General features: G+C 59.9%; 26 protein-coding genes. 13 read left to right on the plus strand and 13 right to left on the minus strand.

Annotated features, from left to right (window positions below; translation table 11 throughout):
• Nucleotides 1–39: 39 nt before the first annotated feature.
• Entirely contained in the window at nt 40–600 is a 561-nt protein-coding gene (locus IB245_RS09180) for an NADPH-dependent FMN reductase (RefSeq protein ID WP_008028605.1), read from the minus strand.
• A gap of 176 nt (nt 601–776) precedes the next feature.
• Here IB245_RS09180 and IB245_RS09185 point away from each other — a divergent pair, with 176 nt between their 5' ends.
• Entirely contained in the window at nt 777–1,004 is a 228-nt protein-coding gene (locus IB245_RS09185; RefSeq protein ID WP_008028606.1) for a hypothetical protein, read from the plus strand.
• An 88-nt stretch (nt 1,005–1,092) separates the two neighbouring features.
• The gene (locus IB245_RS09190; protein ID WP_008038270.1) at nt 1,093–1,986 is read left to right on the plus strand and encodes a LysR family transcriptional regulator; all 894 of its coding nucleotides are present in this window, start codon (nt 1,093–1,095) and stop codon (nt 1,984–1,986) included.
• On the opposite strand, the gene IB245_RS09195 is transcribed toward IB245_RS09190, so the two are convergent.
• From IB245_RS09195 to dnaQ, 3 genes are all read right to left on the minus strand, one after another.
• Nucleotides 1,952–2,566, minus strand: coding sequence for a GNAT family N-acetyltransferase (locus tag IB245_RS09195; RefSeq protein WP_192227359.1), 615 nt, complete (start codon nt 2,564–2,566; stop codon nt 1,952–1,954). The genes IB245_RS09190 and IB245_RS09195 overlap by 35 nt on opposite strands.
• 14 nt (nt 2,567–2,580) lie before the next feature.
• Nucleotides 2,581–4,836 carry an Orn/Lys/Arg decarboxylase N-terminal domain-containing protein gene (locus IB245_RS09200; RefSeq protein WP_008038267.1) on the minus strand — a complete coding sequence of 752 codons (2,256 nt, stop codon included), beginning with the start codon at nt 4,834–4,836 and terminating at the stop codon, nt 2,581–2,583.
• Nucleotides 4,837–5,066: 230 nt separating this feature from the next.
• Nucleotides 5,067–5,825 carry a DNA polymerase III subunit epsilon gene (gene dnaQ / locus IB245_RS09205; RefSeq protein ID WP_008038265.1) on the minus strand — a complete coding sequence of 253 codons (759 nt, stop codon included), beginning with the start codon at nt 5,823–5,825 and terminating at the stop codon, nt 5,067–5,069.
• Nucleotides 5,826–6,015: 190 nt separating this feature from the next.
• On the opposite strand from dnaQ, the gene IB245_RS09210 reads away from it, so the two are divergent.
• The gene (locus IB245_RS09210) at nt 6,016–6,327 is read left to right on the plus strand and encodes a DUF2388 domain-containing protein (RefSeq protein ID WP_192227360.1); all 312 of its coding nucleotides are present in this window, start codon (nt 6,016–6,018) and stop codon (nt 6,325–6,327) included.
• Between the two features lie 95 nt (nt 6,328–6,422).
• Here the strand turns inward: IB245_RS09210 and rnhA are convergent, their stop codons facing one another.
• On the minus strand, nt 6,423–6,875 hold the full coding sequence (gene rnhA / locus IB245_RS09215) for a ribonuclease HI (protein WP_008028618.1): 453 nt from the start codon (nt 6,873–6,875) through the stop codon (nt 6,423–6,425).
• A gap of 90 nt (nt 6,876–6,965) precedes the next feature.
• A complete protein-coding gene (locus tag IB245_RS09220) occupies nt 6,966–7,724 on the minus strand; it encodes a methyltransferase domain-containing protein (protein WP_008038260.1) in 759 nt (252 codons plus the stop codon).
• A 65-nt stretch (nt 7,725–7,789) separates the two neighbouring features.
• Here IB245_RS09220 and gloB point away from each other — a divergent pair, with 65 nt between their 5' ends.
• The 8 genes from gloB to fabI all read left to right on the plus strand — a co-directional run bounded on the left by gloB (nt 7,790) and on the right by fabI (nt 18,633).
• The gene (gene gloB, locus IB245_RS09225) at nt 7,790–8,557 is read left to right on the plus strand and encodes a hydroxyacylglutathione hydrolase (RefSeq protein WP_192227467.1); all 768 of its coding nucleotides are present in this window, start codon (nt 7,790–7,792) and stop codon (nt 8,555–8,557) included.
• A 99-nt stretch (nt 8,558–8,656) separates the two neighbouring features.
• Complete coding sequence (locus IB245_RS09230; protein WP_008038257.1) at nt 8,657–10,114, plus strand: transglycosylase SLT domain-containing protein; 1,458 nt, start codon at nt 8,657–8,659, stop codon at nt 10,112–10,114.
• Nucleotides 10,115–10,454: 340 nt separating this feature from the next.
• On the plus strand, nt 10,455–12,269 hold the full coding sequence (locus IB245_RS09235; RefSeq protein WP_411736645.1) for an extracellular solute-binding protein: 1,815 nt from the start codon (nt 10,455–10,457) through the stop codon (nt 12,267–12,269).
• Entirely contained in the window at nt 12,266–14,107 is a 1,842-nt protein-coding gene (locus IB245_RS09240; protein WP_192227362.1) for an extracellular solute-binding protein, read from the plus strand. The genes IB245_RS09235 and IB245_RS09240 overlap by 4 nt, the downstream gene beginning before the upstream one ends.
• Nucleotides 14,108–14,110: 3 nt before the next feature.
• Nucleotides 14,111–15,184, plus strand: coding sequence for a microcin C ABC transporter permease YejB (locus IB245_RS09245; protein ID WP_008028636.1), 1,074 nt, complete (start codon nt 14,111–14,113; stop codon nt 15,182–15,184).
• 1 nt (nt 15,185) lies between these two features.
• Entirely contained in the window at nt 15,186–16,205 is a 1,020-nt protein-coding gene (locus IB245_RS09250; RefSeq protein WP_008028637.1) for an ABC transporter permease, read from the plus strand.
• 1 nt (nt 16,206) lies between these two features.
• Nucleotides 16,207–17,817 carry an ABC transporter ATP-binding protein gene (locus IB245_RS09255; protein WP_008038249.1) on the plus strand — a complete coding sequence of 537 codons (1,611 nt, stop codon included), beginning with the start codon at nt 16,207–16,209 and terminating at the stop codon, nt 17,815–17,817.
• A gap of 21 nt (nt 17,818–17,838) precedes the next feature.
• The gene (fabI, locus tag IB245_RS09260; protein WP_008028639.1) at nt 17,839–18,633 is read left to right on the plus strand and encodes an enoyl-ACP reductase FabI; all 795 of its coding nucleotides are present in this window, start codon (nt 17,839–17,841) and stop codon (nt 18,631–18,633) included.
• Nucleotides 18,634–18,796: 163 nt separating this feature from the next.
• Here fabI and IB245_RS09265 read toward each other — a convergent pair whose 3' ends face one another.
• Nucleotides 18,797–19,678: a LysR family transcriptional regulator gene (locus IB245_RS09265; RefSeq protein WP_192227363.1), complete on the minus strand. Its 882-nt coding sequence runs from the start codon at nt 19,676–19,678 to the stop codon at nt 18,797–18,799.
• Nucleotides 19,679–19,792: 114 nt separating this feature from the next.
• On the opposite strand from IB245_RS09265, the gene IB245_RS09270 reads away from it, so the two are divergent.
• Nucleotides 19,793–20,218 (plus strand): VOC family protein, encoded by a 426-nt coding sequence (locus IB245_RS09270; RefSeq protein ID WP_192227364.1) that lies wholly within the window; start codon nt 19,793–19,795, stop codon nt 20,216–20,218.
• Between the two features lie 149 nt (nt 20,219–20,367).
• Here the strand turns inward: IB245_RS09270 and IB245_RS09275 are convergent, their stop codons facing one another.
• From IB245_RS09275 to IB245_RS09295, 5 genes are all read right to left on the minus strand, one after another.
• Nucleotides 20,368–20,949 (minus strand): GGDEF domain-containing protein, encoded by a 582-nt coding sequence (locus IB245_RS09275; RefSeq protein WP_008038246.1) that lies wholly within the window; start codon nt 20,947–20,949, stop codon nt 20,368–20,370.
• Nucleotides 20,950–21,023: 74 nt separating this feature from the next.
• Nucleotides 21,024–21,602 carry a hypothetical protein gene (locus IB245_RS09280; protein ID WP_192227365.1) on the minus strand — a complete coding sequence of 193 codons (579 nt, stop codon included), beginning with the start codon at nt 21,600–21,602 and terminating at the stop codon, nt 21,024–21,026.
• A 1-nt stretch (nt 21,603) separates the two neighbouring features.
• A complete protein-coding gene (locus tag IB245_RS09285; RefSeq protein ID WP_192227366.1) occupies nt 21,604–23,772 on the minus strand; it encodes a xanthine dehydrogenase family protein molybdopterin-binding subunit in 2,169 nt (722 codons plus the stop codon).
• A 15-nt stretch (nt 23,773–23,787) separates the two neighbouring features.
• On the minus strand, nt 23,788–24,243 hold the full coding sequence (locus tag IB245_RS09290; RefSeq protein WP_192227367.1) for a (2Fe-2S)-binding protein: 456 nt from the start codon (nt 24,241–24,243) through the stop codon (nt 23,788–23,790).
• A 297-nt stretch (nt 24,244–24,540) separates the two neighbouring features.
• Nucleotides 24,541–25,386 carry an oxidoreductase gene (locus tag IB245_RS09295; RefSeq protein ID WP_192227368.1) on the minus strand — a complete coding sequence of 282 codons (846 nt, stop codon included), beginning with the start codon at nt 25,384–25,386 and terminating at the stop codon, nt 24,541–24,543.
• A 113-nt stretch (nt 25,387–25,499) separates the two neighbouring features.
• Between IB245_RS09295 and IB245_RS09300 the strand changes: the two genes are divergently transcribed.
• A complete protein-coding gene (locus IB245_RS09300) occupies nt 25,500–26,420 on the plus strand; it encodes a LysR family transcriptional regulator (protein WP_192227369.1) in 921 nt (306 codons plus the stop codon).
• Between the two features lie 34 nt (nt 26,421–26,454).
• Here IB245_RS09300 and IB245_RS09305 read toward each other — a convergent pair whose 3' ends face one another.
• The gene (locus IB245_RS09305) at nt 26,455–26,703 is read right to left on the minus strand and encodes a transmembrane sensor/regulator PpyR (protein WP_192227370.1); all 249 of its coding nucleotides are present in this window, start codon (nt 26,701–26,703) and stop codon (nt 26,455–26,457) included.
• Nucleotides 26,704–26,841: the final 138 nt, after the last annotated feature.

Raw genomic sequence — 26,841 nt, forward strand, 5'->3', positions numbered from 1 at the left:
TGCCGAGCCTGCATTCGGCAGCAACTATCAAAGTGGTTTTCAGACTTTCTTATGCTGCTCGACCCACTGCCCGTAAGCATTGATGAAACTCTGCAAAAACGGCTTCACCGTCTCGGACAATCTGCCCGCTTCATCGAAGGCCGAACCGGCACCGCTCAAGTAGGCTTCCGGTTGTTGCATGCAAGGCACATTGAGAAACACCATGGACTGGCGCAAATGATGGTTGGCGCCAAACCCGCCGATAGCCCCCGGTGAACAGCTGATCACCGCACCCGGCTTGCCACCCCAGGCGCTCTTGCCATAGGGCCGCGAACCGACGTCGATTGCGTTCTTCAACGGTGCAGGAACCGAACGGTTGTATTCCGGGGTGACGAACAGCAACGCGTCGGATGAACTCACTTGTTGCCGGAAAGTGCTGTAGGCTGCCGGCGGTGATTCGCCATCGATGTCTTCGTTGTAGAGCGGCAAGTCGCCAATTTCGACGATGTTGAGCTTGAGATTTGCAGGTGCCAGATCGGCCAGGGCCAACGCCACCTTGCGGTTGATCGATTCCTTTCTCAAGCTGCCGACCAGAACGGCGATCGTGTAGACATTGCTCATGGAAGATTCTCGACTGTCCGAAGGAAAGAGCTTGTAGTTATAGATGACGATTCAAGCAGTGGGCGACTGAAAAACGCCGCCCCTGACTATTTTTTTCCTGTAGGAAAACTTACCTCGCCCAACCACGGTCTACAGAACCGCAAATTGAGTGATTTATCTCCAGAGGTTCTAAGCAGATGGCAGCAGTACTCGTCAGTCAGTTCCATGCAAGAGACGCGGAAGGCCGTGTCTATTCCGTGCATGAGTTCCAGGAATCCACCCCTTCGGCAGACGGCCTCACCGCTGTCACCACCTACAAGCTGGCCATTGGCGATCGCGTCAACAAGCTTGATGAGAACGAGTTTCTGCTGGTGCAATCGGGCGTCACCCTCATTCGTGAACCCGAAGCCAGCGTCGCCTCATAACCTCGCGTTATGAGCAGAAGTCTTATGCGCGGACTTGGGTTAGGATTCAGCCACTGACTCCCTCACCTGCTGAACATGGACTTCACGCATGCGTTTACGTCATATCGAAGTGATCCAGGCGCTCCTGCAGACCGGTCACCTTGGCACCGCCGCCGAATGGCTGCAGCTGCCAGTGGCCGAAGTCGAAGGCATTCTGCGTGACGCTGAGAGTCAGTTGGGTTTCATGCTGTTTTCCAGCGTGCGTGGACGCTTGCAAGCCACGCGCGAGGCGCGGGAGCTACAGGTCGAAATCGCCCACGTCTACGATGCGCTCGAGCCGGTCCTGCGACTGGCCAGCAGCCTCAAGCAATATCAGGCCCCACCCCTTCGCATCATTTGCACGCCGCCCCTGGCACAACAGTTGTTGCCACAGAGCATCGCGGCGTTGCGCCGGCGTCTCCCCGACGTGCCTTGCAGCCTCCTGAGCCAACCCACCCGCGACATCGTCAGAAGCCTGCTGCTGCGCGAAAGCGATCTGGGCCTGAGCCTGCACGATCCCGACCACGCCGATATTCATTGCCAGGTGATTGCCCAGGGCAAACTCCAGCTACTGGCCCCCCATGGCTGGCTGCAACCGAAGCAGAAGTACATTTCGCTGCAAGACCTGGCGGGGCAGTCGATGGTTGGCCTGGAAGGTCATGATCCGCTGAGCCCTGCACTCGACAACAAACTGCACGCCCTGCGCCCTGCCCCGGTGATTCACACCCGGGTTCAGACTCACCAGATGATGCGCAGCATGGTCGAAGCCGGTGAAGGCCTGGCGATTGTCGACCCGTTCACCGCGCTCGGGGCCAAATCCGCCGGCCTGGATGCCTGCCCGCTGGCGCCCGCCGTACCGATCAGCGTCTACGCCCTGACCCTGAAGAACGGCGAGCCATCCCCCGCTCTTCAGGCACTGCTGGACATCGTCACGGAACAAGCCGTGGCGATGTTGGCGAGCTGATCGGGCTTTCCAGCGGATTGTCGAATAATCGATACCAGAACAATGCGATTTCGGCGGTGTTCGGGTCGATGCCGCGATAGCGCAGATGATCGACACCCCCCATCACATAACCGCAGCGCTCATACAGCCGACACGCGCCCAGATTGTTGTTCTGGGTTTCGAGCATGATGCCCGGCAGTTTTTTCTTGCGGCTCCAGAACTGCGCGACATCCAGCAGCGCCTTGGCCACGCCATGCCGGCGGGCGGGCGCGTGGACCGCCAACTCGTCAATATGGGCAAAGCCGTTCCAGTTGGTGCTGACCACCAGGTGGCCCACCGGCTCATCATCGAGATAGGCCATGAAAATCGCGCTGTCGGCGGCGTCGCGGAAACTGCTGAATTCCTCGGGATCGATGCCATAGCACTTGCGGTAAGGGGTGATTGGCGTGACCGACCACTGCTCCATCGGTTTGCCGATTTCTGCTGCGACATAGGCCGTGACTTCAAAACTGAAATCACTGCCCCAGATGTAAGCCGCAAAGCCGTCGTCGGCAACGCGAACCGACAGCCCTGGGTATTTCGGATTCATGACCGGTTGCATACTGGGAAAGGTCCTCACTCCTTGATGCAATCGACGGTGTAATGCCGCCCATTGCCCTCGTCTTCGTGTTGCAAGCCGTGCACATCGACGACAAACCCCGGGAAACTGCTATCGAACGTGCGGGCAAACGCCAGGTAATCGATGATCGAGCGGGTCGACTCGGTGAAGCGTTCGCCGGGCATGATCAACGGAATCCCCGGCGGGTACGGCACCAACATCACCGCGGCAATGCGGCCGTCCAGTGCATCGATGGACACCGCTTCCACCTCGCCACGCACCAGATGATCATAAGCGTCAGCCGGCTTCATGGCGATTTCCGGCAACACGGTGTACATGCGCTTGAGATGTTTGGCCGTGGCATTGCTGCGGTAACAGGCGTGCAGTTGATCGCACAAATCGCGCAGCCCCATACCCTTGTAACGCGCGCCTTCCTGCTGCGCCACGCAGGGCAGGCAGGTCACGAGGCTGACGTTGGCGTCATAACTGCGCTTGAACTCCAGCAACTCGGTCAGCAGCGTGCTCCATTTGCCCTTGGTGATGCCCATGGAGAACAGCACCAGAAACGAATAGAGCCCGGTCTTCTCGACCACCAGCCCACGCTCCCAGAGGAATTTGCTGACCACCGCCGCCGGAATCCCGCGTTCGCTCAACGCACCGCCGGCGGTGAGGCCCGGCATCACCAGCGTGACCTTGACCGGATCGAGCAGCACGTAGTCATCGGTCACGCCGCCAAAACCGTGCCAGTCGGCATCGGGTTGCAGCAGCCAGTCTTCCGTCACCACGCGCTCGATGCCTTCCACCGACGGTGGCTGCCAGATGGAAAACCACCAGTCATCAGCGGCAATGTGCTGACGCAAATTCGCCAGTGCCCGACGGAAACTCAGGGCTTCGTCGAACATTTCCTGCAACAGCGAGCGACCCGCCGGACCTTCCATCATCGCCGACGCCACATCCAGAGAGGCGATGATGCTGTACTGCGGCGACGTGGAGATGTGCATCATGAACGCTTCGTTGAAGCGGTCGCGATCCAGTTGCCGCGCGCCGCCGTCCTGGACGTGAATCATCGAGGCCTGACTGAACGCCGCCAACAGTTTGTGGGTGGAATGGGTGGTGAACACCAGCGGGCTGTCCGCACTGCGCGCAGTGCCCATGCCGTAACGTCCGGCAAAAAATTCGTGAAACGCCGCATAGGCATACCAGGCTTCATCGAAATGCAGCACCTCGACGCTGTTGCCCAGGCTTTGCTTGATCAGTTCGGCGTTGTAACAGAGCCCGTCGTAGGTCGAATTGGTCACCACCGCCAGTTTGACCTTGGGCGCACGGCCCTTGGTCAACGGGCTGGCGTCGATCTTGGCCTGAATCGATTCGCGGCTGAATTCACTCAGCGGAATCGGACCAATGATCCCCAGTTCGTTGCGTTCCGGGCACAGGTACAACGGAATCGCGCCGGTCATGATGATCGAGTGCAATACCGACTTGTGGCAGTTGCGGTCTACCAGCACCAGGTCATCGCGGGCGACCATCGAATGCCAGACGATCTTGTTGGCCGTCGAGGTGCCATTGATCACGAAAAAGGTGTGATCGGCGCCAAAGTTGCGCGCCGCTCGCGCTTCCGCCTCGGCCAGAGGGCCGGTGTGGTCGAGCAGCGAACCGAGTTCCGGCACCGACACCGACAAGTCCGAACGCAGGGTGTTTTCCCCGAAAAACTGGTGAAACGCCTGCCCCACCGGGCTCTTGTGATAGGCCACGCCGCCACCATGGCCGGGCGTGTGCCAAGAATAATTGGAGTCGGCGGTGTGTTGCACCAACGCCTTGAAGAACGGTGGCAGCAGGCCATCCAGGTATTTGCGTGCGGCTCGTGCGACCTGCCGTGCCAGAAACGGCACGGTGTCTTCGAACAAATAGAGAATGCCGCGCAGCTGATTGAGCTCGTCCATTGCATCGGCGGGGGCGTTTTCCAGCGTCACCTGCTCGCCCAGCGCGAAAATCGGCAAATCCGGCGCACGCACCCGCGCCAGACCGATCAGTTCGGCCATGTTCTGCAACAGATGGGAGTTGGCGCTGGGGTCTTCGGCGGCGATCAACATGCACGAGAGGCCATGATGGGTCGACGCGACCAACCGCCCTTCGGTGTAATCCACTGCCGAGACAATGCTGAAACCTTCCTGCTCCAGCTCCCGGGCGATGCCACGCACCCGATCACCGGCAACCGTGTCGGCCTTGATGTCGCGATGGACGATCAAGACCGGGAATCTCAAATCTTTATACATGGGGCTCAGTGTCCTGAGGCGGCAGTCCGTAGCCTGCCAATAACCTCAGGGTAGAGGGTTGAGGCGCTTGTGGCGAGTGCAATGCCCCGAAATGGGTCACGAGTGGATCGCATAACCCTGTAGGAGCCGGCTTGCTGGCGATGGCGGTGGGACAGTCGACACGTTCATCGCCTGAACGGACGCAATCGCCAGCAAGCCGGCTCCTACAGATTCGATGTCTATCTCGAGATTTACGCCTGAGCTTCAGCCTCAAGCAGTTGCTGCCACAGCGATGGCGCACCAGCGGATTTGGCGATGACTTCCAGACGGGCCATGTGTTGCGCCAAATCATCTTCACTGGCGCGGATGATACGGGTTGGCTGGCGATCGGCCGGCAAACGGCGGATCTCCGTGGCTGAGTTGTCCGCCCCTTCACCAGACCCGTTGCCGTCGGACGCATTGCCGGCCAGCGACAGGCTGGTCTGGCCGCCGGTCATGGTCAGGTAAACGTCGGCGAGAATCTCGGAGTCGAGCAAGGCGCCGTGGAGCTCACGGCCGGAGTTGTCGACGCCATAACGTTTGCACAAGGCGTCGAGGCTGTTGCGCTGCCCCGGATGACGTTCCCGGGCCATCATCAGGGTGTCGAGGATCGAGCAGTGTTGCGTGATGTCCGCACGATCGTGCTGGCCCATCAGGGCGAATTCGTTGTTGATGAAGCCAACGTCGAACGCCGCGTTATGGATGATCAGCTGCGCGCCCTTGATGAATTCGAAAAACTCATCAGCCACTTCAGTGAAGCGCGGCTTGCCCACCAGGAATTCGTTGGTGATGCCGTGAACGCCGATGGCGCCTTCGTCACTCTCGCGGTCCGGTTGCAGGTAAACGTGAAAATGCCGGCCGGTCAGGCGCCGACCGATCAACTCGACACAACCGATTTCGATAATCCGGTGGCCGTCGGTCACCGGCATGCCGGTGGTTTCGGTATCGAGTACAACGGATCTGGTGGCCATCAGTGCTCAGCTCTCAACGGGTCAATCGTGCAAAAGGGGCGATGTTAACACGCCCACGGGATCGGGCGTGCGCACAGACAAATGACTGAAGCTCATGCAGTTTTTAACAATCATTAGCAATGTTCATAAAGTCTGGCAAAGAACGGCTTGATAGCGTGCGCGGCTTGTTTCCGATGGATTTGAGTTCGTCATGACCACCACACAATCGCTACGCCTGCTGGTTCTGGGCGGCTGCCTGATCGCAACCACCGCCCAGGCCACCAGTTTTGTAATCAGCACCGATATCACGTTGAGCCTGACCTTGAGTTCGTCCAAGGGCACGAGCGGATCATTCAAGGACGACAAGATTGTGCTGGCGGCCAAGGATGATGCGGCAGCGTTTGTGGCGAGTGACGGGAAGATTCGCGGGGCGCGGATTGAAGCGGCATTTGAAAGGATTCGGGGCGGACTGAACGATCAGTATTCAGACCAACAACTGGCCAACGCCATTTTGATGCTGTGAACACGATCTTGTAGGAGCCGGCTTGCTGGCGATAGGTCCTGAGCCTTGCATTGATCTCGGGGACGCTATCGCCGGCAAGCCGGCTCCTACAAAGGTCAGGCTTGTTTGTAACCGCGCACTTCATCCACGCCACGGTTAGCCAACTGGTCGGCCCGCTCGTTGCCGTGATGCCCGATGTGCCCGCGCACCCACTTCCAGGTGACGTTGTGGCGGTTGACCTGCTCGTCCAGCAATTTCCACAGGTCAGCGTTTTTCACCGGTTCTTTCGCTGCCGTTTTCCAGCCGCGTTTCTTCCAGTTGTCCATCCATTCGTTGATGCCTTTCATCACATACTGCGAGTCCGTCACCAGCAGCACGTCGCAGGAACGCTTCAGTTCTTCCAGCCCGCGAATCGCGCCCATCAGCTCCATGCGATTGTTGGTGGTGTTGGCTTCGCCACCCCAGAGTTCTTTTTCAACGCCCTTGCACACCAGCAATGCGCCCCAGCCGCCTGGGCCAGGATTGCCCTTGCAGGCGCCGTCGGTGAAGAGTTCTACGCTATCGCTCATGCCAATCTATCCAAAAAATGCGGTGGCCCGCCGATCGTTGATCGACGATGCCCGAGGCCGGGACGCGCCCGGCCGGGAATATAAAAAGTGTTACGGCTCGATGTTGCGGCGGTTGACCTTGGCCATCGGCAATGGAATCAACTTGCCCATCGGCTCGCGACGTTCCTGACGAACCGGCCGCAGGCCGACCACGATCTTGCGCGCGACCAATAAATAGAAGCCGCCACCCGACAGTTGCCAGTCACCGGCCTTGCGCTCCCAACCAGCCAAACGGGCTTGCCAGGCCGGGGACGCAAGCGGCGGACGATAGCACCCGAAGCGGCGTTTCTCCAGCGCGAAGCCCAGCAGGTTCAGCCAGTCGGCGACCCGCGACGGCGAAATGCATCGAGCCTTGCGCAAGGCGTCATGGGCGAATACGTGGCGCAAGCCCCAGCTGCTCCAGGGGTTGATCCCGATGATCAGCAAATGCCCGCCGGGACGCACGCTGCTGGCCGCTTCGCGCAGCAAACCATGGGGCGACAGGCAGAAATCCAGGCCGTGCTGCAACACCACCACATCGGCAGCATGCTCGCTCAACGGCCAGGCCTGCTCTTCACACACAATCTCGACACCCGGCAATGGCGCACCCAGCCGCACATTGCGCTGGACCTGCGGCGCCGACGGCGGTGTCTCGGCCGAAGGCCCGTAATGCACCAGATAGCCACCGAAGAAGCGCCCCAGCTCGTCTTCGAGCATGCGCCGTTCTTCGTCCAGCAGAAACTGCCCGATGGGGCCGGACAGCCATTCACGGGCCGCGCTGATCAGGGCCAGCCAGTCAGGATCAGCCTGAGCGAACGCTTTATCAGTCATTGCATTCTCCAACGCGCCAGGAAGTTCTAAGATGCGCCATTGTTTTCCGCTTGGCGAATCCGACGATGATACAGATCAGTGCCCTGCCCGCCTTCACCGACAACTACATCTGGTTGTTGCAAGACCCCGACACGCGACGCTGTGCGGTGGTCGATCCCGGCGATGCCGCGCCGGTCCAGGCCTGGCTCGCGGCGAATCCGGGTTGGGCACTGAGTGATATTTTGATCACTCACCATCATCACGACCATGTCGGCGGTGTCGAACAGCTGAAAAAAGCGACGGACGCGAAGGTCTACGGCCCGGCCAGTGAAACCATCCCGGCGCGGGATGTTGCGCTCAAGGACAACGACCGTATCAGCGTGCTGGGTTGGGACTTTGAGGTGATCTCCGTTCCCGGCCATACCCTGGGGCACATTGCCTACTACCATCAGGGCGTACTGTTTTGCGGCGACACCCTGTTCGCCGCCGGTTGCGGGCGGTTGTTCGAAGGCACGCCCGAGCAAATGCACACGTCGCTGACGCGCCTCGCCTCCTTTCCAGAGGACACGCGGGTCTACTGCACTCATGAATACACCTTGAGCAACCTGCGTTTCGCCGTAGCGGTAGAGCCCGGCAACCCACATACCGTCGAACGTCTGGCTAAAGTCACGGAACAACGGGCCGCCGGAGTCATTACTTTGCCGTCGACACTGGCCTTGGAAAAGCAGACCAACCCGTTTTTACGTGTCGACGAAACATCTGTTAAAGAAAAAGTGGACGAACGGAATGGCACCTATAACCGGGCTCCGAGTGCGGTTTTTGCTGCTCTGCGCGCTTGGAAGGATAAGTTCTGAGAGGGCTTGCCGTTGGTGCGAAAAATCTGAATGGTTGACCGCAGAGGGTGCGCTTTCTAGAATCGCCCGACATTTTTGCCCGGAACTTACTTCCAGCCAATGTCGTCATCTATTCGTAAAGCCATCAATTCAGACGCATTGACCCGCTTGGCTCAAGCCATAGCGGTGGCTGTGTCCGCCACTCTGGCGGGCTGTTCCAGCCATGTGCCGCAGACCGACGCGGCACATACCCCGAACATCGCAGCGCGAGCCAAACAGAAGCCCATCTGGCTCAGCGAAAAGCCTAGCCCGCAAATTCCACAGGACGTCTGGGAGCGTATGCGCCAGGGCTTCCAGTTGCAGGAAGGCCTGGGCGTCAACCCGCGCATCGAGCAACAGCGCCTGTGGTTCGCCAGCAACCCTTCCTTCCTCGAAAACGCCGGCGAACGCGGCAGTCTCTACATTCACTACATCGTCGAACGCCTTGAAGAACGCAACATGCCGCTGGAACTGGCACTCCTGCCAGTGATTGAAAGCGCCTACAACCCAATGGCCTATTCCCGGGCCGACGCGGTTGGCCTGTGGCAATTCATTCCTTCCACCGGGCGTTACTTCAACCTGCGCCAGACCCGTTTCTACGATGGCCGTCGCGACATTACCGCGTCGACCACCGCCGCGATGGATTACCTGACCCGTTTGCACGACATGTTCAACGGCGACTGGCTGCTGGCCCTCGCGGCTTACAACGCGGGTGAAGGTACGGTCAGCCGGGCCATCGAACGTAACGAAAGACTTGGCCTGCCTACCGATTACTGGAACCTGCCGCTGCCGTCGGAAACCCAGGCCTATGTGCCGAAGTTGCTGGCCCTGTCGCAAGTGGTCCTGGCACCCGAAGCCTACGGCGTGAACCTCAACCCGATCGCCAACGAGCCGTATTTCCAGGCCGTCGAAATCAACCAGCGCATGGACCTGTCCAAGGTTGCAGCGGTGGCCAATATCGACGAAGACGAGTTGTTCCAGCTCAACCCGGCCTTCAAGCAGCGCACCACCACTCTGGACGGTCCTCAGCATTTGCTGGTGCCGACGTCCAAGGCACAACTGCTGACCGCCAGCCTGTCGACCATGCGTCCCGAAGAGCTGATCAGCAAGAAGTCGCTCAAACCGGTGTTCGAAGGCGCAGACGATACCCAGATCGCCAGCCTCAAACGCGCCTACCGCGTGAAACGTGGTGACAACCTCGGCACCATCGCCAAGGCCAACAAGGTCGACGTAAAAGACCTGCAACGGTGGAACAAGCTGACTGGCAAGGACCTCAAGGTTGGCCAGACGCTGGTGATGCAGGACAAGACAAAGCGCAGCTCCGGACGCGTCAACACCGTAGTGGCCGCCAACACCAAGACGAATGGCAAGACGGACACCAAGAAACCGCAAACCCAATACAAGGTCCAGCAAGGTGACTCACTGTACATCGTGGCCAAGCGTTTCAACGTTGAAATGCAGCACCTCAAGCGCTGGAACCCGCGTGTCGGCCAGGCGCTGAAGCCGGGTCAGATGTTGACGGTTGCTTCGCCGCACTAAAAAAAGCCCCTGATTTCAGGGGCTTTTTTTTGCCCAAATACCATAAACAGGTTCACACAACCCCTGTAGGAGCCAGCTTGCTGGCGATGGTCGTTAACGATAACGCGTGAAATCTGGTTAAGCGCGGCGCACTTGAGCCCATCGCCAGCAAGCCGGCTCCTACAGGGTTTGTGTACGACGAGCGATCAAATAGGTTTCCAAGCCTCCACAAGGGATCTGCCCCGGCAATTAAGGGGTCGTTAAATCCCCGTCTTTTTCCTGTCCATACAAGCTGTTACTGTACGGCCCACAAAGCCCAAGCCGCCTGGATCGGATCTCTGACTTGAAGCGTCCCCTCCTCCTGCTCCTCATCAGCCTGGCCTTGAGCTCCTCCGCAAGTGCGACGATCAGCGAAAGCCATGGTTATGCGCAGTTCGGCACGCTCAAGTACCCGGCCAGATTTACCCATTTCGACTGGGTCAACCCGCAAGCGCCCAAGGGCGGTACGTTGCGGGTGATGGCGTTTGGCACCTTCGATACGCTCAACCCGTACACCTTCAAGGGCTCAAGCCCGGTTTCCACCGCGAATTTCCTGCAGTACGGCATCAACGAGCTCAACGAGCCGCTGATGGTCGGCACCGGCCAATACGCGCCGTCCGGCGACGAACCCACCTCCAGTTATGGCCTGATCGCCCAATCGGTGGAATACAGCGAAGACCGCAGCTGGGTGGTGTTCAACCTGCGCCCCGAAGCCCGTTTTCACGATGGCACGCCGATCACTGCGTATGACGTCGCGTTCTCTTATCGATTGCTGCTCAAGGAAGGCCATCCGCAATACCGCACCAATCTCCAGGAGGTGTTGCGGGTCGACGTGCTCAACCCGCAGCGCATCCGTTTCGTCTTCAAGCGCGCTGGCAACCCACTGCTGATCCTGCGCCTGGGCGAGTTGCCGGTGCTGCCGCAGCATTACTGGAAAGGTCGCGACTTCAAGGCCACCACCTTCGAGCCGCCGCTGGGCAGTGGCCCTTATCGCATGACCTCGGTCACGCCCGGGCGCCAGATTGTGTTTGAACGGGTCAAGGATTACTGGGGCAAGGACCTGCCGGTCAATCGCGGCAAGTACAACGTCGACCGCATGGAAGTCGAGTTCTACCGCGACAGTGACGTCGCGTTCGAAGCCTTCAAGGCCGGCGAGTTCGACATCTACATCGAGCATCAGGCGAAGAACTGGGTTAACGGCTACAACTTCCCGGCCGTGCGACGAGGCGATGTCATCAAGGCGCAGATCCCGCACCAGATCCCGACCCAGAGCCAGGGCCTGTTCATGAACACCCGGCGCCCGGCCTTCTCCGACGCGAAGGTGCGCGAAGCGCTAGGGCTGATGTTCGATTTCGAGTGGACCAATCGCACGCTGTTCAGCGGCGCTTACAAACGCGCCATGAGTTACTACCCCAACAGCGAATTCTCGGCTACCGGCCTGCCGGTCGGTCATGAGTGGTTGATGCTCAAGCCGTACCGCGAGCAATTGCCCGCCAAACTGCTCACCGAGCCGTTCAGCCTGCCGCAGACCCAAGGGCGCGGCATTCCGCGGGACACCATGCGCCAGGCCCTGAGCCTGCTCGCCGAGGCCGGCTGGAAGCTCAACGGTCAACGGGTCGAAAACGCCAAGGGCCAGCCGCTCTCGCTTGAGATCCTGCTGGTCAACCCGAACCTGGAACGCATTCTCCAGCCTTATGTCGAGAACCTCGCCAGTATCGGCATCGACGCCCGGTTGCGCACGGTGGATCGCGCCCAGTACAAACAGCGCCTCGACCAGTTCGATTTCGACATGATTCTGATGACCCTGAACCAGACCCTCAGCCCTGGCCTGGAGCAATGGCAGTATTTCCATTCCAGCCAGGTCGGGGTCAAGGGCAGCAAAAATTACGCGGGCATCGCCAACCCGGTGGTTGACCATTTACTCGAGCAACTGCTCGCCGCCCAGACCCGCGATGAACAGGTTGCCGCCGGCAAAGCCCTGGACCGCGTGTTGTTATGGCAGCACTACATCATTCCCAACTGGTACCTCAATTATCACCGCCTGGCCTACCGCAACCGGTTCGCCTTCGTCACCACGCCGCCCTATACGCTGGGCCTGAGCGCGTGGTGGCTGAAATCTTCGGAGAAAGATCGATGAAACCCGTACGCGCCCTGCTCCTGCAGGCCAGCGGCCTGTTGTTCGCCGGGCTGGCCTGCGCCGCGCCGCAACACGCCCTGACCTTGTACAACGAGCCACCGAAATACCCGGCCGACTTCAAGCATTTCGACTACGTGAATCCGGACGCGCCCAAGGGCGGGGTCTTCCGTCAGGCCGGCTTCGGCGGCTTCGACAGCCTCAACCCGTTCATCAGCAAAGGCGTGTCGGCCGGCGACATCGAGCTGATCTACGACACCCTGGCCAAACAGGGACTCGATGAACCGTTCACCGAATATGGATTGGTTGCCGGCAAGATCGAGAAAGCCCCGGACAACAGCTGGGTGCGTTTCTACCTGCGCCCTGAAGCGCGCTTCCACGACGGTCATCCGATCCGTGCCGAAGACGTGGTGTTCAGCTTCGAAACGCTGATCAAAGACGGCGCACCGATGTATCGCGGTTACTACAGCGACGTCGCTGAAGCAGTCGCCGAAGACCCGCTGACCGTGCTGTTCAAGTTCAAACACACCAACAACCGCGAACTGCCGTTGATCCTCGGCCAGTTGCCGGTACTGCCCAAACACTGGTGGGCGACCCGGGACTTCAACAAGGGCAATCTGGAAATGCCGTTGGGCAGCGGCCCGTACAAGGTCAGCGAGGTGAAGGCCGGGCGCTCGATTCGCTACGAGCGGGTCAAGGATTACTGGGGCAAGGACCTGCCGGCCAACCGAGGTTTCTACAACTTCGACGTGATGACCACCGATTACTACCGCGACAACACCGTGGCCCTGGAAGCACTCAAGGCCGGTCAGTTCGATTACTGGCTGGAGATGAGCGCGAAAAACTGGGCCAACGCCTACAACATTCCGGCGGTTGCCGAAGGTCGGCTGAACAAGGAACAGATCCCCAACGGCAACCCGACCGGTATGCAGGGTTTTGTCTTCAACCTGCGCCGTCCGGTGTTCCAGGACGTGCGCGTACGCCAGGCGCTGACGCTGTTGCTGGACTTTGAATGGACCAACAAGCAACTGTTCAACGGCGCCTACGTGCGCACGCGCAGTTTCTTTGAAAACTCGGAAATGGCCGCCACCGGTTTGCCGGATGCCGATCAGTTGGCCATTCTCGACCCGTTCCGCGGCAAGATCCCCGAGCAGGTATTCACCGAGGCCTTCCAGAACCCGGTGACCGACGCCAGCGGCATGATCCGCACGCAGCAGCGCAAGGCTTATCAGCTGTTGCAGGAAGCCGGCTGGCGGATCGTCGACGACAAGATGGTCGACGCCAACGGCAAACCGGTGAACATCGAGTTCCTGCTGGCCCAGACCGAGTTCGAACGGGTGCTGCTGCCGTTCAAGCGCAATCTCAGCGACCTGGGGATCGACCTGGTGATTCGCCGGGTCGACGTCTCGCAGTACATCAATCGCGTGCGTTCGCGGGACTTCGACATGATTGTCGGCAGCTTCCCGCAATCCAATTCGCCGGGTAACGAACAGCGCGAATTCTGGATGTCTGCCGCCGCCGACAAGCCCGGCAGCCGCAACTCCATGGGCTTGAAAGACCCGGTGGTGGACCAACTGGTCGAGCAACTGATCAACGCCGATTCGCGCAAAAGCCTGGTGGCTCACGCCCGTGCACTGGACCGCGTGCTGCAATGGGGTTATTACGTGATCCCCAACTGGCACATCAAGACCTGGCGCGTGGCTTACTGGAACCATATCGGCCACCCGAAAATCTCACCCAAGTACGACATCGGTACGGCCACCTGGTGGATCAAGCCCAACGTGACACCGGCGATAGAAGTCGAAACCAAACTGCAAGCCGACCCTGCGGGCACGGAGTAATAGATGCTGGCGTATATTTTTCGGCGACTGCTGCTGATCATCCCGACGCTGCTCGGCATTTTGCTGATCAACTTCGTGATCATCCAGGCCGCCCCCGGCGGGCCGGTGGAGCAGATGATCGCCAAGCTCGAAGGTTTCGAAGGCGCCACCAGCCGCATTGCCGGCGGTGGTGCAGAGGTGTCGGTGGCCGGCTCGGCCTATCGTGGCGCCCAGGGCCTGGACCCCGCGCTGGTGAAAGAAATCGAGCACATGTACGGCTTCGACAAATCGGCGCCGGAACGTTTGTGGATCATGGTCAAGAACTACGCCACCCTGGATTTCGGCGACAGTTTCTTTCGCGACGCCAAGGTCATCGACCTGATCAAGGAAAAGATGCCGGTGTCGATCTCCCTCGGTCTGTGGAGCACGCTGATCATGTACCTGGTGTCGATCCCGCTGGGGATCGCCAAGGCCACGCGACATGGCAGTCACTTCGACGTCTGGACCAGCTCGGCGATCATCGTCGGCTATGCGATCCCGGCGTTCCTGTTCGCCATTCTGTTGATTGTGGTGTTCGCCGGCGGCAGCTATTTCGACTGGTTCCCGCTTCGGGGACTGACCTCGAACAACTTCGATGAACTGAGCATGGGCGGCAAGATTCTCGATTACTTCTGGCACCTGGCATTGCCGGTGACGGCGCTGGTGATCGGTAACTTCGCCACCATGACCCTGCTGACCAAAAACAGCTTCCTCGATGAAATCAACAAGCAGTACGTGGTCACCGCCAAGGCCAAGGGCCTGACCAATCACCGTGTGCTCTACGGCCACGTGTTCCGCAACGCCATGCTGCTGGTGATTGCCGGTTTCCCGTCGGCGTTCATCGGGATTTTCTTCACCGGTTCGTTGCTGGTGGAGGTGATCTTCTCCCTCGACGGACTGGGGCTGATGAGTTTCGAAGCGGCGATCAACCGTGATTACCCGGTGGTCTTCGGCACGTTGTTCATCTTCACCCTGCTGGGATTGGTGGTGAAACTGATCGGCGATCTGACCTACACCTTTGTCGATCCGCGCATCGACTTCGAAAGCCGGGAGCATTGAGATGAACCTGTCCCCTCTCAATCGCCGGCGTTTCGAACTGTTCAAGGCCAACAAGCGCGGCTGGTGGTCGCTGTGGCTGTTTCTCGTGTTGTTCGGCCTGAGCCTCGGTGCCGAGCTGATCGCCAACGACAAACCCTTGGTGGTGCATTACGACAACAGCTGGTACTTCCCGGCGCTCAAGCGTTACCCGGAGACTACGTTCGGCGGCGAATTCCCGCTGGAAGCCAACTACAAGAGCCCGTATATCCGCGAACTGCTCAAGGCCAAGGATGCGTGGGTGCTGTGGGCGCCGATTCCCTACAGCTACCAAAGCATCAACTACGACCTGAAAGTCCCGGCACCGGCACCGCCATCGACCGACAACCTGCTGGGCACGGACGACCAGGGGCGCGATGTGTTGGCGCGGGTGATTTACGGCTTCCGGATTTCGGTGCTGTTCGCGCTGACATTGACCATTCTCAGCTCGATCATCGGCGTGATTGCCGGTGCCTTGCAGGGTTTCTATGGCGGCTGGGTCGATCTCGCCGGGCAGCGGTTCCTGGAGATCTGGTCCGGGTTGCCGGTGCTGTATCTGCTGATCATTCTCGCCAGCTTCGTCCAGCCGAACTTCTGGTGGCTGCTGGGGATCATGCTGCTGTTTTCGTGGATGAGCCTGGTGGACGTGGTCCGCGCCGAGTTCCTGCGCGGACGCAACCTCGAATACGTGCGCGCTGCCCGGGCGCTGGGGATGCAGAATGGTGCGATCATGTTCCGCCACATCTTGCCCAACGCGATGGTTTCGACCATGACCTTCATGCCGTTCATCCTGACCGGCGCCATCGGCACGCTGACGGCGCTGGACTTCCTGGGTTTCGGCTTGCCGCCGGGCGCGCCGTCGCTCGGTGAGCTGGTGGCCCAGGGCAAATCCAACCTGCAAGCGCCGTGGCTGGGCATGAGCGCATTTGCGGTGCTGGCGTTGATGTTGAGTCTGCTGGTGTTCATCGGCGAGTCCGCTCGCGATGCCTTCGACCCGAGGAAGTGAAATGAATCAGGACAATCTGATCGAAGTGCGCGACCTGGCCGTCGAATTCGTCGTTGGCGAGCGCTGCCAGCGGGTGGTCGAAGGTGTCAGCTTCGACATCAAGCGCGGCGAGACCCTGGCGTTGGTGGGTGAAAGCGGTTCCGGCAAATCGGTGACCGCGCACTCGATCCTGCGCCTGCTGCCCTACCCGCTCGCCCGGCATCCGTCCGGCACCATCGAGTACTCCGGGCAAGACCTGCTGAGCCTGAAAGAAAAAACCATCCGCCACATCCGTGGCAACCGGATCGCGATGATCTTTCAGGAGCCGATGACTTCGCTCAACCCGCTGCACTCGATCGAGAAGCAGATCAACGAAGTTCTCAGCATTCACAAAGGTTTGATCGGCAAAGTCGCGACCAAACGTACGCTGGAACTGCTGGAAATGGTCGGCATTCCGGAGCCCGAGAAGCGCCTGAAAGCCCTGCCCCACGAATTGTCCGGCGGCCAGCGCCAGCGAGTGATGATCGCCATGGCCCTGGCCAACGAGCCGGAGCTGCTGATCGCAGACGAACCGACCACCGCGCTGGACGTGACCGTCCAGCTGAAAATCCTCGAATTGCTCAAGGAATTGCAGACCCGTCTGGGCATGGCATTGTTACTGATCAGTCACGATTTGAACCTTGTGCGAAGAATTGCGCATCGCGTATGTGTCATGCAGCGCGGTTGCATCGTCGAACAGGCATCGTGCGAAGAGTTGTTCCGCGCGCCGCAGCATCCGTACACTCGGGAACTGCTGGCAGCGGAGCCCAGCGGCAAGCCGGCGACCAACGTGATTGGCCCGCCGTTGCTTGCGGTCGAGGACCTGAAAGTCTGGTTTCCGATCAAGAAAGGCTTGCTGAAAAAGACCGTCGATCACATCAAAGCGGTGGACGGGATCAATTTCAGCCTGCCTCAGGGACAGACCCTGGGGATTGTGGGGGAAAGCGGTTCCGGCAAGTCGACACTCGGTTTGGCGATTTTGCGGCTGATTGGCAGCAAAGGTGCGATCCGTTTTGAAGGCAAGCAGCTAGACTGCCTGACGCAACAACAGGTCCGGCCGCTGCGTCGGGAGATGCAGGTGGTGTTTCAGGACCCGTTCGGCAGCCTGAGCCCGCGGATGTGCGTGAGCCAGATCGTTGGCGAAGGCCTGCGGATTCACAAGATGGGCACCGAGGCAGAACAGGAACAAGCGATTATTGCGGCACTCAGGGAGGTAGGTCTGGATCCGGAAACCCGGCACCGCTACCCCCACGAATTTTCCGGCGGGCAGCGGCAGAGAATCGCCATTGCCCGGGCATTAGTGCTAAAACCGGCGCTGATTCTGCTGGACGAGCCGACTTCGGCCCTCGACCGGACAGTGCAGCGCCAAGTGGTGGAGCTTTTGCGTTCACTGCAAACCAAGTACAACCTGACGTATCTGTTTATCAGCCATGACCTGGCTGTCGTCAAAGCGCTGAGCCACCAGTTGATGGTGGTCAAGCATGGCCAAGTGGTCGAACAGGGAGACGCGCAAAGTATCTTTGCCGCCCCCCAACATCCGTATACACAGCAGTTGCTGGAAGCCGCTTTTCTGGCACCAGCCACTGCGCAATAACCTGAAAGAGAGGAGCAACACATGGGTTTTCTCGCCGGTAAGCGCGTACTGATCGTCGGTGTCGCCAGCAAGCTGTCCATCGCATCCGGCATCGCTGCCGCCATGCATCGCGAGGGCGCTGAGCTTGCCTTCACTTATCAGAACGACAAACTCAAGGGTCGTGTCGAAGAGTTCGCACAAAGCTGGGGTTCCAACCCGGACCTGTGCTTCCCGTGCGACGTGGCCAGCGATGAAGAAATCGCCAAGGTTTTCGTTGAGCTGGGCAAGAAGTGGGATGGCCTGGATTGCATCGTGCACTCCGTCGGCTTCGCCCCGGGCGACCAACTGGACGGCGACTTCACCGAAGCCACCACCCGTGAAGGTTTCCGCATTGCTCACGACATCAGCGCCTACAGCTTCGTGGCCCTGGCCAAAGCTGGCCGCGAAATGATGAAAGGCCGCAATGGCAGCCTGCTGACCCTGTCGTACCTGGGCGCCGAGCGCACCATGCCTAACTACAACGTAATGGGCATGGCCAAGGCTTCGCTGGAAGCCGGCGTACGTTACCTGGCCGGCTCCCTGGGCCCGGACGGCACTCGCGTCAACTGCGTATCGGCTGGCCCGATCCGCACCCTCGCCGCTTCCGGCATCAAGAACTTCCGCAAGATGCTGGCCGCCAACGAAGCGCAAACCCCGCTGCGTCGCAACGTCACCATCGAAGAAGTCGGCAACGCCGGCGCCTTCCTGTGCTCGGACCTGGCGTCCGGCATCAGCGGTGAAATCATGTACGTGGACGGTGGTTTCAACACCACGGCCATGGGCAGCCTCGAAGAGTAATCTTCGACGGTAACGAAAAAACCCGCCTCTACAGGCGGGTTTTTTTGTGCCAAAAATTCCATACCCAACGCAATCCCCTGTAGGAGCCGGCTTGCTGGCGATAGCGTCCGTTCAGACAATCAATATATCGGCTGACACACCGCCATCGCCAGCAAGCCGGCTCCTACAGGGGTTGTGTGTTCAGGTCGATTGAGGTCAGGCAGTTGGCAAATAATTGCTGGATTGGCTGCAAACGTTGGCTGTAGCGCTGCAACAGCACAATCTCGCGGTAGAACGTCAGTTCGCCCAACCGGATGATCCGCACCTTCGCGCCATACTCAAGCCACAACCCGGCCTCAGGAAGCAGCGACACACCCAATCCGCATTCAACCATTTTGACGATGGCTTCCAGCTCATCCAGTTCCAAAGCCACCTGCACATCAATCTGCTGTTCACGCAGGAACCGCGTCACCAGGCGCCCACCGAAGGAATTGCGGTCGTAACGCACATGGGGATGGTTCGCGAGGATCTGCAACGGGTCATTACCTTCAAGCTCCGGCGGCACGATCAGCACAAACGGTTCCTTGCGAATGACCTGCGCCGACAACTCCTTGGGCAACTCGAACGGCGGCTTGATCAGGATGGCCAGATCAACCTCCCCGGTATCGACCTGGCTCAGCAAATTGAGCGAAACGCCCGGCACCAGTTTCGGTTCCAGCAATGGCGCTTGCTGGCGTAAGCGCAATAACGCCTGGGGCAGCAACCCGGTCTGGGCCGTGGCCACTGCGCCAATCTTCAACTCGCCGCGGTACTCGCTGACGTCATCGCTGACCGCCATGCGACTGAAGGTTTCCAGCATCTCCCGGGCCATTGGCAACGCCCGTTGCCCTGCCGCATTGAGAATCGCCTGACGCCCGGTGCGATCGAACAAACGAATGCCCAACGCCTGTTCCAGGTTGCGCATCTGCGCGCTGACCGCCGACTGCGTCAGGCCGATGTGCATGCCGGCGGCGGCGAATGTGCCGTAGCGTGTAACAGCGATGAAGGTTTTCAGTTCACGCAGCATGACGGTCTCGATTGATCGAAATAATTTGAGCTCGATGCAAAAACTATCGTCTTTCAATCGAAAAGCACAGCGCTAAACTCCACTTCAATCACCGTCAATCTGCGAGGCACAGCGATGCAACTCTCCCCTTTTCACTTGGCCATCCCGGTATATGACCTCGCGGCAGCCCGGACTTTTTACCGTGACGTCTTCGGCCTGGAGGAAGGCCGGTCCAGCGACCATTGGGTTGACTTCAACTTCTTCGGCCACCAATTGGTGATTCACCTGGCACCCAAAAACGCCTCACAGGAAGCCGCGCACACCAACGCCGTGGACGGGCATGACGTGCCGGTGCCGCATTTTGGCGTGGTGCTGGGGATGGATGAGTGGGAGGGTTTGGCCGAGCGGCTGAAGGCGCGCGACACCCGATTCGTGATTGAACCGGGCATTCGGTTTCAGGGGTTGGTTGGCGAACAGGCGACGATGTTTTTGTTTGATCCTTGCGGCAATGCGCTGGAGTTCAAAGCGTTCAAGGATATCGGGCAGCTGTTTGCCAAGTGAAGATATGGGTGATTTTGAGGGCCTCATCGCGAGCAGGCTCGCTCCCACAAGGATTTGTGCCGGATGCAGGTTTTGTATTCTGCGAAGATCCACTGTGGGAGTGAGCCTGCTCGCGATTTGGCCCGCTCATACACCACCGAAATTCCAGCCTACCGATGCAACGCCCTCTCCGCCTCAATCAGCAGTTCATCGATCGAGTGATGCAGATTAATGTCGTACTCAACCTGACCAATGCTGAAACGAATGTCATAACCGCGACGCATCGTGGCATTGCGCTCGTCGAGGATTTCTTCGAGCCGCGACTTGATGGCGCCAATGTCCACGGCGCTTGAACCGGTCAACAAGGCCACAAACTCGTCGTCGCCGAGCCGGCCAATCACATCGTTTTCGCGGAAGGCGATGCGCAGCACGTCGGCAAAGGTTTTCAGGGCGTCATCACCCTCGGCGCGGCCGTACAAATAGTTGATGTGCTTGAAATTATCGAGGTCGAAAAACAGCAGCGTGGCCGGTTTTTCCAGTTGCTGACAGGCGTCCAGCCCCAGTTGGGCCAGTGTCGTGAAGCCGTGACGGTTGGACAGCAGCGTCAACTCATCCATGCTCGCCATCTGCACACCAATCACTTCCTGCTCGGCTTTACGGGCCTGATCACGCAGCAATTGACGCGCTTGCTGGGGCGACAGCAACGGGTCTGCGTTAGCGCCGTGTTTTACCGGTTTGCCTGGGTTCAGCATGACTCACTCCATTGGCGGGTATGTTCTTTAGAGTGGTCCATACCCGGTTTGACTCCCGGTTAACGGACCGTCGGTCAACTGCCCACCACCGGACAAGGCCCTCCGGCCTCGGCCCAGCGCTTGAATTGAGTGACGAAAATATCGTGCGGCACCGGCACCGGCGCTCGCTCTTCACCCGGATTCCAGCCCCACAGCACCAGTTTGTCGTCGCTGACATGCTTGATCAGCGCGGCGAAATCCCGATCGCCATTACTGGAGCGGTCCTTGATCATTGCGCACAATTTGTCGGCCGGCAGCCCGATCCAGGCCATTTTGTGCGCCGCAGGCGGCAGGCTCCAGTGCGGTGCACCCGGTGGCGCATGCGGGCCGTAACTGGCCGGCGGATTGCTGTCGGCGTGGCAGGTGGCGCACGGCAAACCGGCCGCGCCCTTGCCGTCCATGCCGCGTACGACGTTCATCGCGTGGGGCGTTCCGGCATCGAACTGCAACGGTGAATCACCCGGGATATGGCAGTTCTGGCAGCGCGGGTTCTGAAACACCTTCTGCACGGTATCGAAAGCCTTCAACGCTTCTCTATCCTCTGAGAACAGGTCCGTGGCGTAGATCGTCAGGAGGATCAGCACCACTGCGCCCAGAATCAGATGTCGCCTCATCTCACACCCCCGACAGTTGCAAGGGCAGTTCGCGCAACCGTTGCCCGGTCAGGGCAAACACTGCGTTGGCCACCGCTGGCGCCGTGGGCGGCACGCCAGCCTCACCGATGCCGCCGGGTTTGTCGGTGCTGGGCACGATATGCACTTCAACCACCGGCATTTCGTTCAGGCGCAGCACCTGATAGTCGTGGTAATTGGACTGCACCACCTGCCCATTCTTGAAGGTCAGTTTGCTGTGCAGGGTAAAGCCGAGGCCGAAGGTGATGGCCGACTCCATTTGCGCCGCGATGCTCATCGGGTTGACCGCAATCCCGCAGTCCACCGCGCACACCACCCGGTGCACGCGGATCTTCAGGTTGTCCTGGGACACCTCGGCAACCTGCGCGACGTAGCTGCCGAACGACTCATGCACCGCGACACCCAGTGCATGCCCATCCGGTAATGGCGCTGTCCAATTGGCCTTCTCGACCGCCAGGTTCAACACACCAAGATGCCGCGCATGGTCCTTGAGCAAGGTTCGCCGGTACTCCACCGGGTCCTTACCTGCCGCTTCGGCCAGCTCATCGATCAACGACTCCATCACGAACGCCGTGTGGGTGTGCCCGACCGAACGCAACCACAACACGGTGATGCCGGTTTTCGGCGAATGCAGTTCCACCTGATGATCGGCCAAGCCCTCGATGTAAGGGCTGTCGACAACGCCTTCGACCGACGTTTTGTCGATACCGTCCTTGACCATGGTGGCCGCAAACGCTGTGCCGTCCATGATCGACTGCCCGACCATCACGTGCTTCCACGCAATCGGCATTCCACTGGCATCCAGGCCGATACGCGCCTGATGCAGGAACGCCGAACGGTAATAGCCACCACGGATGTCGTCCTCCCGCGACCACACCGTTTTCACCGGGCCGCCCGCCGCCTTCGCAACCTCCACGGCCTCAGCGACAAAGTCTGAAGTCGGGTTGGCCCGCCGGCCGAAACCGCCGCCCAGAAACTCGGTATGAATCTCGACCTGCTCGGGTTTGAGCCCGGTGATTTTTCCCGCGATCATCTGATCCAGCGTCTGGAACTGCGTACCGGTCCAGATTTCGCATTTGTCCTGGGTGATTTTCACCGTGCAATTGAGCGGTTCCATTGGCGCATGAGCCAGGTACGGCACGCTGTACTCGACATCAATCGCCTTCGCTGCCTTGCGCAAAGCGCCCTGCGCATCCCCGGCCTTGCTGGCCGAAGTGCCCGGCGTGGCGGCGAGTTTGCGAAAGCTCTCCAGCAGATGTTGGCTGTCGAGCCCGGTGTTCGGCCCCAGATCCCAATCGACCTTCAGCGCATCGCGCCCCAGTTTCGCCGCCCAGTAATGATCGGCAATCACCGCGACGCCCGTCGGCACCTGCACTACTTTGTGCACGCCCGGTATCTCCAGCGCTTGCGCGCCTTCAAAGGATTTGACACTGCCGCCGAACACCGGCGCACGGGCAACCATCGCGGTCATGAGTCCGTCGAACTGCACGTCCATCCCGAACTTGGCTCTCCCGGTGATTTTCTCCGGTGTGTCCAGGCGTTTGGTCGGTTTGCCGATGACCTTCCAGTCTTTCGCGTCCTTTAACTTGATCGACGCCGGGTCCGGTGCCGGCAGTTTGCCCGCGTCATCGGCCAGTTCGCCGTACGTGGCGCGGTTGTCGCCGGCAATGACCACACCCGACTCAGTGCGAATTTCCGAAGGCGCGACATTGAAGCGCTTGGCGGCGGCTTCGATCAGCATCAACCGCGCCGCCGCGCCCGCCTGACGGTAGCGATCGAATTCCATCCAGGTCGAGGTCGAACCGCCGGTGATTTGCATCCCGCCAAACCCGGCCAGACCATAGTCGGCGGCCGAAGCCGGAGCATGTTCGACGCGGATTTTCGACCAGTCGGCGTCCAGTTCTTCGGCGATCAGCATGGTCAGGCCGGTCCAGATGCCCTGGCCCATTTCAGAATGGCCGAGCAGCACGGTGACGCTGTTGTCGTTACCGATTCGTAAAAATGCATTCGGTGCAAAGACGTTGCCCTGATTCTCGGCGCCCATGGCAAAACGGTGGGCACCGGGGATGACAAAGGCGATCACCAATCCACCGCCCAGCACTGCGCTGCCCTTGAGAAACCCACGGCGCGATAACGGATTGAAGCTGTTCATGGCGCATGACTCCCGTCAACCGATGTCGGCGGCGCGTTTGATCGCGGCACGAATCCTCGGGTAGGTGCCGCAGCGGCAGATGTTGCCGGAGAGCGCCTGGTCGATGTCGCTGTCGGTGGGCTTGGGGATCTTCGCCAGCAGCGCCGCCGCCGACATGATCTGCCCGGACTGGCAGTAGCCGCACTGGACCACATCGAGTTCGGCCCAGGCTTGTTGCACCGGGTGCGAACCGTCGGTGGACAGGCCTTCAATGGTGAGGATTTTTTGCCCATGGGCCACTGCCGTGGCGGGCGTGATGCAGGAGCGCAGCGGCGCCCCGTCGACATGCACGGTGCAAGCGCCGCACTGGGCAATGCCGCAACCGAATTTGGTGCCGGTCAGGTGCGCGACATCGCGCAGGACCCAGAGCAGCGGCATGTCCGCAGGGACATCCAGTGCCTGATCCTTGCCATTGATGTTGAGGGTCAGCATGACGAATTCCTCAGACTCACGGCCCATGTAGGAGCGAAGCTTGCTCGCGAAGGCGGTGTATCAGACGACTTCCATGTCAAATGACACGGCCCCTTCGCGAGCAAGCTTCGCTCCTACAGGTAGCGCTGTTTGGGTTATCCCTATAGCTAAGCGCAAATTGCCGGGCGAGACCGGTTCATCGACCACCGGTACTCTCAAAACCACCTCAAACCTGTAGGAGCCGGCTTGCTGGCGAAGGCGGCAGTATGGCCACTGCTGCTTCGCCAGCAAGCCGGCTCCTACAGGTTGCGTTGGGGCTTAGAAATCGGTGGACACCGACACTTCGCGCCAGGCCTGCAACTCACCGGCGACATAGGCGTTCTTGGCTTCGATCGCCGCGACGCAGTCACTGCCCAGCGGCAGACGCAGCGGTGCCTTTTGCGCTTCCACCAGGGTGATCATGACCTGGGCCAGTTTGTCCGGATCACCAGGCTGATTCAGGGTCACGGCCTTGGCAATCTTGCGTACTTCGCCCGCAGTGCCGTCGTAGTCGGCAATCGAGGACGGCGATTCGACCAGCGAATTGCCTTCGAGAAACTCCGTGCGGAAATAGCCCGGTTCAACGATGGTGACCTTGACGCCCAGCGGCTCCAGCTCGGCATGCAGCGCTTCACTCAAGCCTTCGACGGCGAATTTGGTCGAGCAGTAAACACCGAATCCCGCCCCGGATCTGTAACCTCCCACCGATGACAGGTTGATCACATGCCCGCTGCGAGCGGCGCGCATGTACGGCAGGACGGCGCGAGTGACGTTCAGCAAACCGAAGACATTGGTTTCGTACACGCGGCGAACTTCATCGGCAGTGGCTTCTTCTACTGCGCCGAGCAAACCGAAACCGGCGTTGTTGACCAGCACGTCGATGCGTCCGAAGTGCTCGATGGCGGCTTTTGCGACCGCAACGCTTTGCGCTTCGTCAGTGACGTCGAGGGTGACGGCCAGCAAACCGGGTTGATCGCCAAAACGCTGAGTGATGCTGTTGGCATCGCGGGCGGTGGCAACCACCGCGTCACCGTTGGCCAGCGCAGCGGCGGCGATTTTTGCGCCGATACCGCGAGAAGCACCCGTGATGAGCCAGATACGCTTGAAGTTATTGGAGGTGGTCATGAGCGTGTTCCTTGTGTGCAGTGGGGGTAGGCACAAGGTACGCAGGAAGATTGCCCGGAAAAATGCCCTCGTGTTACAAGCACTATGAAACGCTCTTTCATAATGGCACCGCGATGAATCACGATCCTTTCGATGGCTTGACCGAGTTTCTGGCGGTGGCCGAGCACAAGAGTTTCACCCTTGCCGCGACGCGGTTGGCAGTCACCCCCACCGCTGTCAGCCATGCGATCAAATTGCTCGAGCGCCGTACGGGCGTGTTGCTGTTCCAGCGCACCACACGCCGGGTGGCGTTGACTGAAGCCGGGGCCAGCCTGTTTTCGCGGTTGCGGCCTGCGGCCAGTGAAATCGATGAGGCGCTGGCGGTGCTCAGCGGCTTTCGCGATCAGCCCATGGGCACGCTGCGCCTCACTGCACCGAGGCTGTCCGGGGCCTTGTTGATGGAGCCGCTGATTCCGCTGTTTCGCGAGGCTTATCCGCAAGTCACCCTCGACATCTCCCTCGATGACGCCACGGTGGACCTGATGGCTGGCGGTTTCGATGCCGGGATCCGCCTGGGCGAGTCCATCGAAAAAGACATGGTCGCGGTGCGCCTCACGCCGGATCTGCAATGGTCGGTGGTGGGTGCGCCGGAGTACTTCGCCAAGGCAGGCAAACCGGCCAGCCCTGAAGACCTGACCCGTCATCAATGCATCGGCTTTCGCTTTTCGACCTCGGGGAGCGCACACCGCTGGGAGTTTCGCCGCGAGGGGCGCGATTTTACGGTGGGTGTAGAGGGCGGCGTGATCGTCAATGACCGAAGGTTGCTGGTGGCTGCCGCCCGTAGCGGTTCGGGCCTGGCGTATGCCTGCGATCTGGAAATCGCCGATGAGTTGGCGGACGGCCGACTGGAGCGGGTGCTGCAACCGTTCGTGCCACTGAGTTCGGCGCTGTACCTGTATTTCCCCGGCAGAACCCAGACTCAACCGAAGTTGCGCGCCTTTATCGACCTGGCCACCCGCTGGATCGCCGAACAGGGTGGTCTGGGACGAGGCTAGCGTCTCGGCACAAGCAAAATACCGGTCTGATGCCTCAAACCGCTGCGGTGACCAAACCTTTGCCCATCCGATGCTGGGCCAGCAGGCGCATGACATAGCCGATCTTGATCAGGGTCGGCCCGATGATGGTCATGGCATGCATCGCGACCAACACCACGATCGGCAGGTGTCCGGCGTAGAGATAAGCGCCGTAGATGCCTGCCAGCAACAGCGCCAGGCCCGCGCCCAACATGTTGCTCGACAGGTGCAAGACATTCTGAGGATTGCTGAAGTAAGCGAACATATTTCCGTACTCCCGAATCAGACCAGTTGTACGTTTGTTACTTCAGGTTTCGTGCCAGTTTTTTAAGCTATAAAAATCAACACGCTGCGACGAAGGCAGTCAATTTGACCTGACGCCATAACAGTCAATACGACTACG

It is taken from the genome of Pseudomonas sp. PDM02, assembly GCF_014852285.1.
Taxonomy (GTDB): Bacteria; Pseudomonadota; Gammaproteobacteria; order Pseudomonadales; family Pseudomonadaceae; genus Aquipseudomonas; species Aquipseudomonas migulae.